The 16003-nt window shown below is 32.7% G+C and carries 15 protein-coding genes and 1 tRNA gene; 3 read left to right on the forward strand and 13 right to left on the reverse strand.

Annotated features, from left to right (window positions below):
* Window positions 1-18 precede the first annotated feature (18 nt).
* Together LPC20_RS01915 and LPC20_RS01920 are read right to left on the reverse strand one after the other, a co-directional pair.
* Complete coding sequence (locus LPC20_RS01915) at window positions 19-1242, reverse strand: restriction endonuclease subunit S (RefSeq protein WP_229325956.1); 1224 nt, start codon at window positions 1240-1242, stop codon at window positions 19-21.
* A complete protein-coding gene (locus LPC20_RS01920) occupies window positions 1226-2794 on the reverse strand; it encodes a type I restriction-modification system subunit M (RefSeq protein WP_229325958.1) in 1569 nt (522 codons plus the stop codon). The genes LPC20_RS01915 and LPC20_RS01920 overlap by 17 nt, the downstream gene beginning before the upstream one ends.
* Window positions 2795-3250: 456 nt before the next feature.
* On the opposite strand from LPC20_RS01920, the gene LPC20_RS01925 reads away from it, so the two are divergent.
* The gene (locus LPC20_RS01925) at window positions 3251-3571 is read left to right on the forward strand and encodes a hypothetical protein (RefSeq protein WP_229325960.1); all 321 of its coding nucleotides are present in this window, start codon (window positions 3251-3253) and stop codon (window positions 3569-3571) included.
* 141 nt (window positions 3572-3712) lie between these two features.
* On the opposite strand, the gene LPC20_RS01930 is transcribed toward LPC20_RS01925, so the two are convergent.
* The 8 genes from LPC20_RS01930 to mce form a co-directional block, all read right to left on the reverse strand.
* Window positions 3713-4708 carry an FRG domain-containing protein gene (locus LPC20_RS01930; protein ID WP_229325961.1) on the reverse strand — a complete coding sequence of 332 codons (996 nt, stop codon included), beginning with the start codon at window positions 4706-4708 and terminating at the stop codon, window positions 3713-3715.
* Window positions 4709-4987: 279 nt separating this feature from the next.
* Entirely contained in the window at window positions 4988-5518 is a 531-nt protein-coding gene (locus LPC20_RS01935; RefSeq protein WP_229325963.1) for a hypothetical protein, read from the reverse strand.
* Between the two features lie 239 nt (window positions 5519-5757).
* Window positions 5758-6132: a plasmid mobilization protein gene (locus LPC20_RS01940; RefSeq protein WP_229325965.1), complete on the reverse strand. Its 375-nt coding sequence runs from the start codon at window positions 6130-6132 to the stop codon at window positions 5758-5760.
* A 445-nt stretch (window positions 6133-6577) separates the two neighbouring features.
* Window positions 6578-7768 carry a virulence-associated E family protein gene (locus tag LPC20_RS01945; protein WP_229325967.1) on the reverse strand — a complete coding sequence of 397 codons (1191 nt, stop codon included), beginning with the start codon at window positions 7766-7768 and terminating at the stop codon, window positions 6578-6580.
* Between the two features lie 111 nt (window positions 7769-7879).
* A complete protein-coding gene (locus LPC20_RS01950; protein WP_229325969.1) occupies window positions 7880-8167 on the reverse strand; it encodes a helix-turn-helix domain-containing protein in 288 nt (95 codons plus the stop codon).
* 81 nt (window positions 8168-8248) lie between these two features.
* Window positions 8249-9139 carry a hypothetical protein gene (locus LPC20_RS01955; RefSeq protein WP_229325971.1) on the reverse strand — a complete coding sequence of 297 codons (891 nt, stop codon included), beginning with the start codon at window positions 9137-9139 and terminating at the stop codon, window positions 8249-8251.
* Window positions 9140-9279: 140 nt separating this feature from the next.
* Window positions 9280-9353, reverse strand: a tRNA-Ile gene (locus LPC20_RS01960).
* A gap of 119 nt (window positions 9354-9472) precedes the next feature.
* The gene (gene mce, locus LPC20_RS01965) at window positions 9473-9877 is read right to left on the reverse strand and encodes a methylmalonyl-CoA epimerase (protein ID WP_229325973.1); all 405 of its coding nucleotides are present in this window, start codon (window positions 9875-9877) and stop codon (window positions 9473-9475) included.
* A 138-nt stretch (window positions 9878-10015) separates the two neighbouring features.
* On the opposite strand from mce, the gene LPC20_RS01970 reads away from it, so the two are divergent.
* Window positions 10016-11686 (forward strand): Ig-like domain-containing domain, encoded by a 1671-nt coding sequence (locus LPC20_RS01970; protein WP_229325974.1) that lies wholly within the window; start codon window positions 10016-10018, stop codon window positions 11684-11686.
* A 74-nt stretch (window positions 11687-11760) separates the two neighbouring features.
* Here the strand turns inward: LPC20_RS01970 and LPC20_RS01975 are convergent, their stop codons facing one another.
* Window positions 11761-12525: an amidohydrolase gene (locus tag LPC20_RS01975; protein WP_229325977.1), complete on the reverse strand. Its 765-nt coding sequence runs from the start codon at window positions 12523-12525 to the stop codon at window positions 11761-11763.
* Between the two features lie 73 nt (window positions 12526-12598).
* On the opposite strand from LPC20_RS01975, the gene LPC20_RS01980 reads away from it, so the two are divergent.
* Window positions 12599-13159 (forward strand): hypothetical protein, encoded by a 561-nt coding sequence (locus LPC20_RS01980; RefSeq protein WP_229325979.1) that lies wholly within the window; start codon window positions 12599-12601, stop codon window positions 13157-13159.
* 57 nt (window positions 13160-13216) lie between these two features.
* On the opposite strand, the gene LPC20_RS01985 is transcribed toward LPC20_RS01980, so the two are convergent.
* Together LPC20_RS01985 and LPC20_RS01990 are read right to left on the reverse strand one after the other, a co-directional pair.
* Window positions 13217-13978, reverse strand: a complete 762-nt coding sequence (locus LPC20_RS01985) for a succinate dehydrogenase/fumarate reductase iron-sulfur subunit (protein ID WP_229325980.1) — start codon at window positions 13976-13978, stop codon at window positions 13217-13219.
* Between the two features lie 7 nt (window positions 13979-13985).
* Window positions 13986-15995 (reverse strand): fumarate reductase/succinate dehydrogenase flavoprotein subunit, encoded by a 2010-nt coding sequence (locus LPC20_RS01990; protein WP_229325982.1) that lies wholly within the window; start codon window positions 15993-15995, stop codon window positions 13986-13988.
* Window positions 15996-16003: the final 8 nt, after the last annotated feature.

Consider the following 16003-nt stretch of genomic DNA (forward strand, 5'->3'; position numbering starts at 1 on the left):
ATTTAATTCCTGTAATTATTAATTCTCCCCCCTCGTCATCTTTGCCAACAACAACTCCTTTAATTCCTCTAGTTTTTGATTTTCAATATTTTTTAATTTAATATTTTCAAAAACTATTTTGATCTTATCATCGTAATGTATTAAGACAGATTCTCTAGGTTCAATTATTTTTAAATTTCTAAAATCAGATTTACTAATTTCTAAAAAGGTACTCCCAGAAGCCAAATTATTAATTTCTTCTAATTGTGTTTTAATCCAATCATATAAATAATATATAGAATATTTTTCATTTGGTAATAACACAATAAACCCTTGATTAGTGGAAGCTTCAACAGTATTTATGGCTAATTTTCCAATTGTAGCCCGGCTTGTCATTAATAAAGAAAATTTTGGAAATAATTTTGCTGAACTTTTTTGTAATCCTAACTTAGTAATTTTCTTATCTGTATCATTTAAAAAAATACTATTTCCTTTTGTTAAGTCTGTAGGTGAAAACCATAAAATATCTCCATTTACCCAATAATCTATTTCATCGGTCGATGGAGTACCACCTCCTAAAGTTTCAACAACATTGCCTATGTTTTTTAACTCCCACCCCTCAGGAATCTCTTTCTCCAACTCGGCACACCAAACCATTTTACCGCCATTACTTTTGTAGGACTTGCCATTTTCATTTGTAAACTCAAAATCTACAAACCATTCCTTATAAATCGCTTGTGCAGTTTCTTCCAGTTTACTAATCAATTGGTTGTTGATTGCAATACGGTTTTGAATGGTGTTGTATTCTCTGACTATTTCACGTTGTTTCTCTATGGATGGAATAGGAAGTTCAACTTCACACATTTCACCATAATCAAAAAATTCATGAGCCGAACCATGCGATTTAAACCTTGCAAAACGGTCAAACTCTGGACGCTTAAACCACATCATCAAATATTCAGAATTAAGAACATTTTCATCCTTTGATTTGAAAATACGATAAGAAGGAGAAACAATACAATCTTTTCCTTGTCTTAGTGCTATGGAAATTTTTTCTCCATTCCTCGTTGTAGCTCGGTTAAAAGCAAATTGTCCAGTCCTAACAATTCTATACTTTTCTAAATCAACACCAATCGTATTAGTATGTGATTTTTGAAAATATTTTTGATTACTAATTCCTTGAAGTTTATTTATAATATTACCTGTATTCTTTTCATCACAGGGCACAATATAATCACCAAGCCTTTTATAGTTTGATTTCATACCCTAACTCTTTAAATACATTTAACAAATCATTTTTTGAATTAATTTCTTCTTTCAAAAGAGTCCCAATTTCATTTTGTAAAGCTTTCATTTTAACATCGTAATCAATATTTTCATCACGATTTATAAATTCGATATATTTACTTGGAACTAACGAGAAGTCTTTAGCTACTACTTCTTCAAAACTTGCTGAATAACAAAACTCTGGGACATTTTTGTAATCAGAATCTTTTTGTTGCCATTGGTGATAAGTTTTGGCAACTTGACCAATATGTTCTTCATTAAATTGAATAAATTTCTTTTCAAATGGTTCACCAATTTGACGTAAGTCTATGAATAAAATTTCTTTTTCACGATTTCTGTAATTTCTGTCATCTTCAGGTAATTTTACAACTCGTTCTCTCTTATTATTATTGATAATCCAAATAGAAACACTTATATCTGTGGTATAAAACATACTTCCTGGTAGAATAACAATCGCTTCAACTAATCCATTTTCGATTAATTTGCGTCTAATTTTATATTCCTCTCCTCCTCCAGACAATGCACCATTCGAAAGAACAAATCCAGCCACACCATTTTCAGAAAGTTTCGCCACCATGTTTAAAATCCAAGCGTAATTGGCATTACTGGTTGGAGGTACATCGTAGCCTCTCCAGCGTGGGTCGTCGGTGAGTTCATCGCTAGCACGCCAATCTTTTTGGTTAAAAGGTGGGTTCGCCATGATGAAGTCGGCTTTCAAATCGGGGTGTTGGTCTTTGCCAAAAGTATCGGCAGGCACATCGCCTAAGTTGGCTGCAATACCTCTAATGGCTAAGTTCATTTTGGCTAGTTTGTAGGTCGTAGCCGTATATTCTTGTCCGTAAATGGAAATCTCCTTTTTGTTTCCGTGGTGGTTTTCAATAAACTTAATACTTTGCACAAACATACCCCCCGATCCACAAGCTGGGTCATAAATTACCCCTTTGTAGGGTTCAATCATTTCTGCAATTAAGTTAACAATGCTTTTTGGGGTGTAGAATTCGCCTTTTCCTTTTCCTTCGGCTAAAGCAAACTTGCTAAGGAAATATTCATACACACGCCCCACAATATCGGTTTGTTTGTCTTTAATCGTGTCAATGTTGTTGATGGTATCGAGTAAAGCCGCTAATTTACTCACGTCCATATTCAAACGAGAGAAGTAATTATCAGGCAAAGCGCCTTTCAATGCGGGATTGTTTTTTTCTATGGTGTGTAATGCGGTATCAATTTTCAACGCAATATCCGCTTGTTTTGAGTTTTCAATAATAAACGACCAACGTGATTCTTCTGGCAAGTAAAAGATATTGGACATATTATAAAATTCCTTCATCTCTAGGAATTTCTCTTTATTATCGGCAATAAGCTCTTTTCTGCGTTCTTCAAATTTATCACTCGCAAATTTCAAGAAAATCAAACCCAATACAACGTGCTTATACTCAGATGATTCTACGGTACCACGCAATTTATTTGCGGAATCCCAAAGTGTTTCTTCAATGCTTTTTTCTTTTTTTGCTTTAACTGCTTTTGCCATTTTTTGATATATTATTCTTATAGTCTTCAAAGCTACAAATTTTATAGTCTCCCGATAGCTTTAAAATGGCTACGGAACCCTGATTTGTAGGAGTAAATCTATTTATTAATAAGACTTGATTTGAAGATACAAACCTTCATTAAAGAGATTTGATGATATGAAGAGATTGAAATTTTTTCTTGTAGGTAGGATTTGAAAGTCATAATTAAATCTATTAGGGCAATTGAGTTTTGCTAAGATATTAAAAAAGATTTTTGTGAGATAATTGTGTAGTAAATTTTTAAAAGATTTTCTCTTATTTAGCCATTGTTTGCCTTTTATATCTCCAATACTAGGATCTTGTAGACTTTTCATAAATTAAGTAACCAGACATTCAATTTAATAATTAACACATAAAATACTACAAATTAATAATTATTTTATACATTTGGACTTTAACATTAAATCCCAAATCTCATGCACAAAGAATTTCCCGAAATTGAATTTAACTACGATTATAGTGTAGGAGTAGTACAATCCCTAAAAGGCAAAATACTATTAGGTCATGTGGAAGAAATATACCCCAAAGTTTATAAAAAAATGTATTTAGAAGGTGTGCTAATGCCTTACATTGAACCTAAAATAATCAAGCAATTAGATTTAGAATGCAAATACAGAATGCAAGGCTATCCCATTACTGGACTGGCAGAAATTGCTCGAAATGATGTTTATATGTGGATTCAGGATGAGCTTAGTGAATTTGAAGAAAACGAAGTGAACAAAAACAATTTTAATTAAACCTGAAAGTTCGGCGGCTTCAAGAAGTGGCGAACTTCGTAACGGCATATTTTCCACTAAAAAAAATTCTTGCGAAATAAAAATGTGAATTTTGCAGATTTTTCGCCATTTCTTAAAATGGCTGTTATGCGCTGGCTTAATTCATCGAATTATTCCATTCATAACTGCTTCTTTTATTTCTTTTGAATCGTCGTAGAGGTGAGGATATATGAGGCTCTTTTTTATTTTATGTTTCGTTGAAATTAATCTCCTCAAATATTCACTGAGATCTTTATGAATATTAAAACATTTGAAAGGCTCTAAATGTAAGTTTTGTCCGTGGCTATACATCTTTACATTAAATAGATTTTCTATAGGCCGATCTTTGAAAGGATTGTACATAAGTAATCCTTCTTGCGGAATTATATTCTGATTATATAAAGACGTGACTGGTTTTGTTGTTTTAACTCTCAAAGGGCCACGATAGTCTATTTGTGTTGTAGTTTCAAAATCGGAAAGTATAAATAATGAATTTGAATTAGGATTACCCTCATCACCAAAATTTTTGAACTCCGTTATAGATGGATATATCTCTCCGGCAATATCTAATAATGAGAGAAGTTCTTTTTTCTGATGAAGCTTTTTTTTATGAATTGAATAAACAGAAACATAATTTTCTATAGAATTCCCAGCGGACAAATTTCGTTTAACACCATCGATTGCAAAAAATGCAGCACAGTTAATATTATATGACCAATCTAAAACAGGTGATGGAGCTCCATAATGCTGAAGCAAACTTAAGAGCGGAAAATCTCGTTCAGAATTTGAATAGCCATAAAGGTCAAAAATTTTTCTTAATAGAGGATTAGCTTTTGCTTTACTTACTAAATCTTCAATAAAATCTTTATACTCGTAATTAGGTTTCCATTGTTCCATATTATCTGTAATCCAAAAACGTTGCGCTGACGTAAATAATTTATATTTAGCGTCTGACATTCCTCTAAAAATAAAATCTACACTATGTTCTTTTTTGAAATTAGACGAATAAAATTCAAACCAATAATCAAGTTGAGCCTTTGTATCGATTACAAAAAAGTCATTTTTTTCGAATAGTTTGCTTTTCTCTTCTAATGTTTTATATATTGGAATATCTGCCATTTTTGTTCTTATTTAAATGTTGATTTGTTCGGTTTTCGGAAGCTTGCGCCTAACGTTTGGCAGCTTGGCGATGTGGCGATTAAAGAAGCCTTAAATTTCGGTTAAACACTTCCTTCAAGTTAAAACCAACTTAATTTAAAGCATAAATCACAATCTACCGAAAAGGCTGCTATCAGTATGCTTAATCTTTAGGGTTTGGGGTTTTGTCTTCAGATTTTTCTCTTCTATCCTCAGGAAAAGATGGTCTTTCCTGCGGCTGTGTTGTTGGTTTTTCGTCGTCTAACATAATTGAGTGTTTTTAGTTATTAAAATTATCGAGATTATAAATAAAATTATTAAAGTTGAAATAATTAATGTTTTTGAAAGATATAAATCATAAGCTCGTTTGTCGTTAATTTCTGTGTTTTCATCTGCAATTCGAATCAATCTATTTATTAATTCATCCTCAAAAGTGATTATATTTTCTTTATCAACTTTTTGATTATATCCTGGGATAGTGATTTTTTGATATTCTCTAATTTTTTTTAAATTGGCAATATTTGGATAGTTAAAACCTCGTAGATAATTATTATATGATTTTACGAGAAATAGAATACTTAAAGCAATGAATAAAACAGTAATTGAAAATAAAATCCACAATGTTATATTGCATTCTATGTGTTTGAAAAAAAAATCATTAGAAAAAAAATATGAGACAAATCCAACTAATAAAGAAATTACACCAATAATAATGTTGATAGATTCATCCAATTTTGACCTTCTATTTAACTCTCTATCGTAAATATATTTGTAAAATTCGAAATCGTTCATTTCTCCTATTTTAAGTAACTTTCCAACTATATGAATATCATACAAAAGAGTATTTTCAAACAATTGTAAGTATTTGTATATGACATTAAAATCCGTAAGAGGAATAAACTTGGGTCTATTGCAGTTACAGGGGCAAAACAAATATATTAAATTTATTTAATAGTAAAGACATTTTAAAATTTAGTAATACCGCTTATTGAGATTTTGATTTTTATATATTGATAGTAGCTAATACCCTGCTACCTCTTAATATTTTCTTCAATCTTTCCAAATAGCATTTTAATCTGTTCTATATTGATTTTTAAAAAATGTATATCCTTATCAGTGAAATAATCCAACTTCTTTTGATTAAAATTTTTAATTAATTGATTGAAGTTGTTTCCAACTCTCCTACATTCTCCAATTATAATATTTCTTTCTTCTCTCAATTCATTATCTAGTGTAACAACTTTATATTCCTTTTTCAATAAAATATCTCGTATCATTTCATTAACACTATGATAAATGGAATCTTTAAACATCTTGTTTAATTGTTCGAATTCATCTTCTGTAAATAAAACTCTTTTCTCTTTAGTTCTTTTTATTTCTTTGTTGGGACGGCCGCCTTTGTACATAAATTATTTATTAAATTAAAAAAACGACTTCGGAGTTTTTTATTCCCGAAGGGCGAGGCGTTTGTATGCCGTGAAAATATAAAATCGAAGATTGAAAGGTTTTTCACGGCATACAAACACACCTCGCTAAATTCAAAACAAAAAATTTATTTCCCCTTTTGTTTATTCTTTTCAATGTTAAATTGACTAAAGTATATATGAACAAAAGGGAATAAAAATTATTTTTAGTAAGTATTTCTATTTTGTACTTACCTACTTACCTAATCTATATTTTACAGTATACAACTGCCGTTTTAACACTTACCTTTTCTTACCTATCTTACCTGCTGATTTTATTCTTTATTAGGTAAGATAGGTAGGTTTTTTAAATGTAACTTACCTAATATTTGTTCCCATTTTTACTGGGTTTAGGTAAGTAGGTAAGTTAGGTAGGTTATAAATTGAATTATTGATTATTAAGATCAAAGGGACTAGAATGAAATTTTGGTTGTGCTAAATATCCATAAACTTGTTTCTTAGGATGCTTTATTCGCTTAAACCTATAACCCGACAAGGCTTTACCAATCTTCTCTCTACTTAATTTAAGACCTAATGGTAAAAGCTTAGTCATTATATCAGTAGGAGTGTTGAAATAATCTAAATCATCCGATTTCTCGAAATATTTTAACACCATCTCCTGTTCAATAGTAAAAGAAGTATAGCGCTCATTTCTTAGTTCATTTTCAATTATATCTTGTTGTGTTAACTCAGGTTCGAATTGTTTGTCTAAATAAGCTAAATAGTAGGCCTGCGACCAAACTTTATCTATATCAACCTTTTTAGAATAGTCAAAATCAATTCTTCCAATTACATCAAATATGATCCAACGAACTGAACCTGTTTCATCAGTAAGAAAATCAACCATATTGGTTGATCCTATAAATGAACAAATTCTAGGAAGATTTTCGGCTCGCCTTTCATAGGGTAACCTTTCATTTATAAAAACCTTACTAATTAATGATTTTAAGAAATTCACTTCTGTTCTTCCAATAACGGAGAGTTCTTCCAAATTGATAATTAAATTTTTACACATTTTAATTCGCGAATCTTTGTCCATACCAATATCCTCTGCTATGTAGCTAGATAGTTTTTTAGGTATTAAGTTTTGAATATAGGTGGACTTACCCGAATGTTGGTCCCCGTTCGCAAGCACTAAACAATGCTTGTTTATTTTGTCTTTTTCCATTGCACAAATAACTGCTCTGGCAAGCCATTTTTTAAAATGATACACAAAAGCATTATTGTCATTTGTTGTAACATAAGAAGCCAAATTTTCTATATGATCGACTTTTGTGTCCCATTTGGGTAATTCAAGAAAAAACTCTCTTATGGGATTGTAACGTTCAATTAAATTGCTTTTAATAAAAATTTCTAATTTGTTGTAGTTAACTTCAATTCCATTTTTATTCAATTCTATTAATAAAGAATATAGGTTTAAAGACTCCCATAATGATTGGTCAATTAGATTGATTTCATAATCAAGTGAAATCATGTTAAATCGAATCCTGTACTTGTTGTTAATATAATTGGTGATTTTATCAAATATTGTATTTGAAACTGTATTAGTATTATACAGTTCTTGAATGTTTTTCTTCATTGAAATATAATTATTGTTGAAAACACTCTATATTTGCAGAGTATTTCAAGTTATTGAAAATTTAAAAAATTAATAAGGTGTAAATGATGTCGAAGTCGGTACACCTTTTTTTTATTTTTTCCAATGATTAAATATTTCTGATTCAAGTTTGTCCGAAGAATCCGATGGATTTTGTAATAAAAATTGTTCTAAATCCTCTTTTTTGAAATAATTTAATTTTCCTAACGGTTTGTAGAATTTGATCTTGCGTGAAGACGTAAGCTTGTAGAGATACGATGGGGTAAGTCCCAAAAAAATAGCTGCCTCCTCTGAAGAAAGAATAGTTTTAACTGCGATGTTTAATTTGGAAATACTATTCTCGATTTGGAATAACTTTTCCTCGATTTGGAAATTGCTCATGATTTTCTTTGTTTAAAATTATGAAGCAAAGGAAACTATAAGCAATAGAAAAAAAATAAGATTCCCAAACGTAACGCAGTATTACCTAAAATTACTTTTTTTTTCAGTTTTAAGACTGTCTTTAAAGTCTGAAATGTTTTTTGAAGTCAACTTTCCTTTCTTTATTTTATCTAAATTGAAATTTTCGTGTATCCAATATATTAATTTTTCATTACTTTTAATAGCTTCAAAACTACCATCAACAATAAAATTTAAGACAGCCAAATATTCAATTATAGACAGTTTTGTCTCTAGTTTATTATTATCTAAAAACACTATTTTTTCATTTACTTTTTGACCCTTAAGCATATTCCTGAAGTCGTCTTCAATACAAAAAATTCCATAACTGTTTTTTAAGTAATTGTACTTATTCAGAATTTCACTATCAGAAATAGATGCGGGTATGATTGAACGATTTTGAACATTTTGGAGAAGTTTACTAGAACGATTATCGCTTGAATTACTTATCGAAGAGTTTGTCTTTGAACTTTTATTTGGATTATACATAATATCACCCATTTCTATATGTTTATCATTAACTACAATAGTATCAGCATAGTCAGTATTTCGTTCAAAAGTAGTGTTCTCTGTTTCACATTTATAAATTGATTTACTTAATTCTTTTTTTCGGCTAGAAATCAAAAGGGTATTGAAAATTATAAAAATAACAAACCCTACAAAATGTATATACTTATTTGAACTTTGATTCATAAAAAATAGGGCCACTATAAATAGGGCTACGAATGAAATGCAAAACAATCCTCTTGTTACGAGAATCTTTCTATTAAATTGTGAAATAAAAAGGCTTTCATCTTTGTACAATTTATTTACTTTGGACGGTATAATAAAAAAAATTAAGAAATTACAAATTTCGAATAGTACAATTAAGGCTAATATATAAACATATATTGCAAAGGAGATTGTTGAGGGCATAAGTATAAAATTTACAAAGTCAAATATAAGAAGAAAAACGTGTTTTTTTATTTACTTAGGACAACTCAAATGTTCGTCAAATGTTCGTCAAAAACAAACAAAAAAGCCCTTACAAATTTGCAAGGGCTTTGTTTAACTAGTGGTCCCACCTGGGCTCGAACCAGGGACCACCTGATTATGAGTCAGGTGCTCTAACCAACTGAGCTATAGGACCGGTTAAGAGTGTGCAATATTACTACTATTTTTAATTTGCCGCAACTATTTTTAAAGCAGTTTTAAAAAAACTAACTAATTCTATTGGGGTCTACAAGAAACCTCCTGATTGTGAGGTTACTATTGCGGAATCTCTTGACACAATTCAATCAAGACGCCATTGGTGCTTTTGGGATGTAAAAAGGCTACTAACTTATTGTCGGCACCTTTCTTAGGTGTTTCATTTAATACCACAAACCCTTCTTTTTGCAGTCGGGCAATCTCAGATACAATATCTTCTACGTCGAACGCAATATGATGGATACCTTCGCCTTTTTTCTCAATAAACTTTGCTATTGTACTATCCGGATTAGTCGCTGCTAACAATTCGATTTTATTAGGTCCGTTCATAAAAAACGAAGTAGTTACGCCTTCACTTGCAACTTCTTCCGCTTTGTAGGCTGGTGCGCCAAACAACTTTTCAAAAAGCGCGTTAGAAACGTCTAAATCTTTTACTGCAATTCCGATATGTTCTATTTTTCTCATGGTATTGACTTCTATTTCGGTTTAAAAATACAGAATTCCAAACCAAATTCCGAATCACAACCCCATAATATTTCGCTAAAAAGTTTCCATTCCATTAAATATAGTTGTTATTTTGTGCCATCAAATTTTCAATTCGTTATGGGCAAGTCCTTTTTAAATTACTGTATTGCTTTATTGTTAGTTCTTCTGGCTAGTTGTGCCAAAAGAGGGAACATTACTGGCGGTGCAAAAGACACTATTGCTCCAGTATTGAAAGCCAGTTTTCCAAAAAACTTTACTACCGAATTTAAAGGCAATACCATTAAATTAACCTTTGATGAATTCATCAAGTTAAAGGACTTGAAAAAGCAGCTTATTATTTCGCCGCCCATGAAAAATGAGCCCTTGATTTTACCTAGTACCGCAAGTAAAATTATCACAATTGCAATCAAAGATACCTTACAAGAGAATACAACCTACAGTTTTAACTTTGGTCAAGGAATTACAGATAACAACGAGGGAAATGCCTTGAACCAATTTAAATATGTCTTTTCTACTGGAAAAACAATCGACTCTCTCGCTATTAGTGGCAAAGTAAAAGACGCTTACTTCAAAGAAGTAGAGTCCTTTGTTTCTGTTATGTTGTATGATGTAAATGCCAATTATAACGACTCAATTGTTTACAAACAAACGCCGCGTTATGTTACCAATACGTTAGACAGTTTAAAGATATTTCGTTTGGAAAATCTGAAAGCAGGTAAATACCTTTTGGTCGCGATGAAGGATTACAATTCCAACAATAAATTCGATTCAAAAAAAGATAAAATTGGGTTTTTGAAACAATTCATTTCAGTGCCGAATGATACGGTTTTCGAATTGGAATTATTCAAAGAGAATTTGCCATTTAAAGCATTCAAACCTTCACTAGCATCTGGAAATCGTTTACTTATGGCTTATGAAGGGAATTTAAAACTAAAAGAAAATAGACCCAGCATTACTTTAAAAAATAAAGGCCAGATCATACCAACTATAATCACTCAATTTCCTAAAAAAGACTCATTACAGGTTTGGTACCGCCCTATTAAAGCTGACTCTTTAACCATGGAAGTGACACAAAATAAATATAAAAATAGTTTTACTTTCAAATACAGAGAACTCAAAAAAGATACTTTGGATATCAAGATACACCAACAAGGTAGCTTGAATCCTAAAGAACGTTTTGCTCTTGAAAGCGCAACACCACTAGTCCAATTTGACAAAAGCAAAATGAGCTTAGTAAACAATCTGTCAAAAGCCATCCCGTTTACCACTGAATACGATGAGTTCCATCAATTACTCTATTTGAATTTTAAACGGGAAGCAGATGAGGCCTACCAATTCAAATTATCACCCGGAGCAGTAACTGACTTATTCGATAAAGTGAATGATAGTTTGGATTTTAAAATCAATGTTAATTCCTTAGAAAACTATGGTAATTTGATTGTTAATCTTCAAAACGTGAAACGCTTTCCTGTTCTTGTAGAATTAACTAATGACAAAGGCGAAACTATCGTTTCAAACTTTACTGAAAAAGAGACTACACTAGATTTTAGCTTGATTCAGCCGGCTAAATATACTTTGCGTGCTATATATGACGACAATAAAAATAAGCAATACGATCCAGGAAATTTCTTGGCAAAACAATACGCAGAAGAAGTTATTTACTTCTCCAAAGAGGTAGAAGTTCGGGCTAATTGGGATGTCGTGCAAGCTTTTGATTTAAGTATTCCGTACGCTCCAGAACCAAAAAAGAAAACGGAGAAAAAGAAAACAGATACCAATCGTAAATAATTAAGAGCTAAAATAAACCGCAAATTCGCAAATTTTTCATGCTATGTGATTTGCGGTAGTATTTAAATCCGAATTTACTTTAATTCAAATGTATCTTTATCCTTAAGAAAATCTAATTTTTTTCGTGTGTCCAACATCGCTTCTTTCTTTAAATCCGCAATAAAAACACCCTCCTCTTTTTGAGGTTCTAGTACTGAATTCCCTAAATAATCAACTACTTGGCTATGTCCAAGGTATTCTAAATTATTACCGTCAACTCCCAAACGATTCACGCCAATAGTGTAACTCATATTTTCTATAGCGCGCGCTTTTAATAAAGTATCCCAAGCGGCAATTCTGGTTTTTGGCCAACTGGCTACATAAATCAGTAAGTCGTAATTCTCGACATTGCGTGAGAAAACAGGAAAACGCAAATCGTAACAAATAAGCGGACATATTCTCCATCCCTTATAGTTAATGATTTTTTTTTGTGTTCCCGCCGTATATACCTTATGTTCATCTGCCAAAGTAAACAAATGGCGTTTGTCGTATTGTTGGATTTCGCCCGTAGGAAAAACAAACACCATTCTATTATAAAAAGTAGCGCCTTCGGCTATAACTAAACTGCCTGTAATGGCAGAGTTTTTGGCTTTCGCCAAAGATTGCATCCATAAAATCGTTTCGCCTTGCATAGTTTCGGCTACAACTTGAGGATTAATGGTAAATCCAGATGTAAACATTTCAGGAAGTACAATTATATCGACATCCGAGGCAATTCCCTTGATTTTGGCTTCGAAATAATTTCTATTGGATTGTGGGTCTTCCCAAGCCAATGGCGATTGAATGACTGCTACTTTCATACTTTTTTATTTTCTATAAAAATAAGAAATGTCACCTAACTAAAACTTACTTATATTAGTAAAAAATTACACTATGAAAAAAACACTATTGGCTTTACTAATGTTAAGCACTGTATTTCTTACTGCTCAAGAAAAATCAGGTGCTGAATTATTTTTTGAAAACCTAAAAAAACAATGCGGAAAATCATTTGAAGGAGAAGTGAAAGAAGGAAACAACGACACTTTTAAGGATAAAAAACTCGTTATGCACGTTCGAAATTGTGATGCAAAAACCATCCGAATTCCGTTTTTTGTTGGTGAAGATAGATCTAGGACATGGGTGCTAACATTAGAAAACAACCGAATCAAATTAAAACACGATCACCGTCATGAAGATGGGTCAGAAGATAAAGTAACACAATATGGCGGTACGAGTACAAATCCAGGTTCGGCTTCGGTACAAATTTTTCCAGCAGACCAGGAAACGTATAACACTATCCCAAATGCTGCTGCTAATGTTTGGTGGATTACTCTAAGCGAAACTTCATTTACTTATAATCTGAGACGCATAGGCTCAGATCGATTATTTACAGTGCATTTTGATTTGACAAAAACAGTTCCGAATCCTCCCGCGCCTTGGGGTTGGAAAGACTAATAACAAAAAACGCATCCCAATTACGGAATGCGTTTTTTTATTGTAAGCGGTATTGAGTTAGATTACACTTGCTACCAAGTATTCTCTATTCATACGAGCAATATTCTCTAGTGAAATTCCTTTAGGACATTCTACTTCACAAGCTCCTGTATTCGTACAGTTACCGAAACCTTCTTCGTCCATTTGGCGTACCATATTCAATACACGAGTGGTTGCTTCTACTTTACCTTGTGGTAATAATGCATATTGAGATACTTTAGCACCAACAAATAACATCGCTGAACCATTTTTACAAGTTGCTACACAAGCTCCACAACCAATACAAGCTGCTGCCATAAACGCTTTATCTGCATCTTCTTTAGGAATTGGCGTTGCATTTGCATCAATAGTATTTCCAGAAGTATTTACAGATACGAAACCACCCGCTTGTTGGATTCTATCAAATGCACTTCTGTCTACTACTAAATCTTTAATAACTGGGAACGCTCTACTTCTCCATGGCTCTACAAAAACAGTATCGCCATCATTGAACATACGCATGTGCAATTGACAAGTAGTTACACCTGAATCGGGTCCGTGAGCACGTCCGTTGATGAATAACGAACACATACCGCAAATTCCTTCACGACAGTCGTGATCAAATGCAATTGGTTCTGTTCCTTCATTGATTAATTGCTCGTTCAATTGGTCTAACATTTCCAAGAATGAACTTGCTGTAGAAACGTCATTTAATTTGTACGTTTCTAATTGTCCTTTTGCTTTAGAGTCTTTTTGACGCCAAATTTTAAGGGTTATATTGATGTTTTTTGCTGAAGACATAATTCTATTATTTATAATTTCTAGCTGCAATTTTGATAAACTCGTATTTCAATTCTTCTTTATGAAGCTCCGCCTTCGTAATATCGTCCCCTTTGTATTCCCAAGCACTTACAAATGAGAAGTTTTTATCATCACGTAGTGTTTCACCTTCGGCATCTTGGTATTCTTCACGGAAGTGACCTCCACAAGATTCGTTACGTTGTAGCGCGTCCATAGCCATCAATAATCCTAAGTCAATAAAATCAGCTACACGAAGTGCTTTCTCTAATTGTGGATTTAACTCGTCTGCACTTCCCGGTACGTTTACTTCTTTGTAGAACTCTGCTTTCAAAGCTGATATTTCTTCAATTGCTTGTTTCAAACCTGCTTCATTTCTACTCATACCCACTTTATTCCACATAATTAATCCCAAACGTTTGTGGAAATGATCCACTGATTTAGAACCTTTATTATTCAAGAATTGGTTGATTGTTTCTTTCACTCTATTCTCTGCCTCAGCAAATTCTGGTAAGTCAGTTGAGATTTTACCTGTACGAATATCATCTGCTAAATAATTTGAGATTGTATAAGGTAATACAAAATAACCATCAGCCAAACCTTGCATCAAAGCCGAAGCTCCTAAACGATTCGCTCCGTGGTCAGAGAAGTTAGCTTCTCCAGCAACGAAACATCCTGGAATAGTAGATTGTAAGTTATAATCCACCCAAACACCACCCATAGTATAGTGAACCGCTGGATAGATTTTCATTGGCGTTTCATATGGATTCTCATCGGTGATTTTTTGGTACATCGTAAACAAGTTACCGTACTTTTCTTTCAACCATTCTTTTCCTAAAGTAGTAATTTCTTCCGCTGTTGGGTTATGATTTCCTTTGGCGAAAGCCGCTTGTCTTCCTTTGTTTTGAATTTCAGAAGAGAAATCTAAAAATACCCCTTCATTAGTATCGTTCGATTCAATACCTCTTCCTTCGTCACACACTTCTTTTGCGGCTCTTGAAGAAATATCTCGTGGCGCTAAATTTCCAAAAGAAGGATATTTACGCTCTAAATAATAATCTCTATCTTCTTCAGCGATATCTGAAGGCTTTAACTTTCCTGCTCTTACCGCTTCTGCATCTTCTTTTTTCTTAGGTACCCAAATACGACCTGAGTTACGCAAAGACTCTGACATCAAAGTCAATTTAGCTTGGTTAGTTCCGTGAACAGGAATACAGGTTGGGTGAATTTGAACATAACAAGGATTGGCATACAAAGCCCCTTGTTTGTGCACTTTCCATCCTGCTGTAACGTTACTTCCCATCGCATTAGTAGAAAGGAAATAAACATTCCCATATCCTCCAGAAGCAATTACTACTGCGTGAGCTGAATGTCTTTCGATTTCTCCTGTAACCAAGTTACGAGCGATAATTCCACGAGCTTTTCCGTCTACTTTTACTAAGTCTAACATTTCGTGACGATTGAACATTTCAACACGTCCTAAACCTATTTGTCTTGATAAAGCGGAATAAGCTCCTAGTAATAATTGTTGTCCTGTTTGACCTGCAGCATAAAAAGTACGTTGTACTTGTGTTCCTCCAAAAGAACGGTTGTCTAACATTCCGCCATATTCTCTTGCAAAAGGAACCCCTTGTGCTACACATTGGTCAATAATATTTCCAGATACTTCAGCTAAACGGTGAACGTTAGCCTCACGTGCTCTATAATCTCCACCTTTAATGGTATCATAAAATAATCTATAGATACTATCTCCATCATTTTGATAGTTTTTCGCTGCATTGATTCCTCCTTGTGCTGCAATAGAGTGCGCACGACGTGGTGAATCTTGGAAACAAAATGCTTTAACATTGTAACCCATTTCTGCAAGCGATGCCGCAGCAGATGAACCTGCCAAACCAGTTCCTACAACAATAATATCAATTTTTGGTCTATTGTTTGGAGCAACTAATTTTAAATGATCTTTATAATCAGTCCATTTTTGTGAAATGTGACCTTCTGGTATTTTAGAATCTAACTTCATAATATCTT

Origin of the sequence: Flavobacterium ammonificans, assembly GCF_020886115.1 — a bacterium.
GTDB classification, from domain to species: Bacteria; Bacteroidota; Bacteroidia; order Flavobacteriales; family Flavobacteriaceae; genus Flavobacterium; species Flavobacterium ammonificans.

What these genes read in the sequence shown, in the direction of transcription:
- LPC20_RS01915 (WP_229325956.1), bottom strand. Translation starts at nt 1,242, where the DNA reads ATGAAATCAAACTATAAAAGGCTTGGTGATTATATTGTGCCCTGTGAT.
- LPC20_RS01970 (WP_229325974.1), top strand. Translation starts at nt 10,016, where the DNA reads ATGGGCAAGTCCTTTTTAAATTACTGTATTGCTTTATTGTTAGTTCTT.
- LPC20_RS01920 (WP_229325958.1), bottom strand. Translation starts at nt 2,794, where the DNA reads ATGGCAAAAGCAGTTAAAGCAAAAAAAGAAAAAAGCATTGAAGAAACA.
- LPC20_RS01940 (WP_229325965.1), bottom strand. Translation starts at nt 6,132, where the DNA reads ATGTACAAAGGCGGCCGTCCCAACAAAGAAATAAAAAGAACTAAAGAG.
- LPC20_RS01975 (WP_229325977.1), bottom strand. Translation starts at nt 12,525, where the DNA reads ATGAAAGTAGCAGTCATTCAATCGCCATTGGCTTGGGAAGACCCACAA.
- LPC20_RS01990 (WP_229325982.1), bottom strand. Translation starts at nt 15,995, where the DNA reads ATGAAGTTAGATTCTAAAATACCAGAAGGTCACATTTCACAAAAATGG.
- LPC20_RS01935 (WP_229325963.1), bottom strand. Translation starts at nt 5,518, where the DNA reads ATGAACGATTTCGAATTTTACAAATATATTTACGATAGAGAGTTAAAT.
- mce (WP_229325973.1), bottom strand. Translation starts at nt 9,877, where the DNA reads ATGAGAAAAATAGAACATATCGGAATTGCAGTAAAAGATTTAGACGTT.
- LPC20_RS01955 (WP_229325971.1), bottom strand. Translation starts at nt 9,139, where the DNA reads ATGCCCTCAACAATCTCCTTTGCAATATATGTTTATATATTAGCCTTA.
- LPC20_RS01930 (WP_229325961.1), bottom strand. Translation starts at nt 4,708, where the DNA reads ATGGCAGATATTCCAATATATAAAACATTAGAAGAGAAAAGCAAACTA.
- LPC20_RS01950 (WP_229325969.1), bottom strand. Translation starts at nt 8,167, where the DNA reads ATGAGCAATTTCCAAATCGAGGAAAAGTTATTCCAAATCGAGAATAGT.
- LPC20_RS01985 (WP_229325980.1), bottom strand. Translation starts at nt 13,978, where the DNA reads ATGTCTTCAGCAAAAAACATCAATATAACCCTTAAAATTTGGCGTCAA.
- LPC20_RS01980 (WP_229325979.1), top strand. Translation starts at nt 12,599, where the DNA reads ATGAAAAAAACACTATTGGCTTTACTAATGTTAAGCACTGTATTTCTT.
- LPC20_RS01945 (WP_229325967.1), bottom strand. Translation starts at nt 7,768, where the DNA reads ATGAAGAAAAACATTCAAGAACTGTATAATACTAATACAGTTTCAAAT.
- LPC20_RS01925 (WP_229325960.1), top strand. Translation starts at nt 3,251, where the DNA reads ATGCACAAAGAATTTCCCGAAATTGAATTTAACTACGATTATAGTGTA.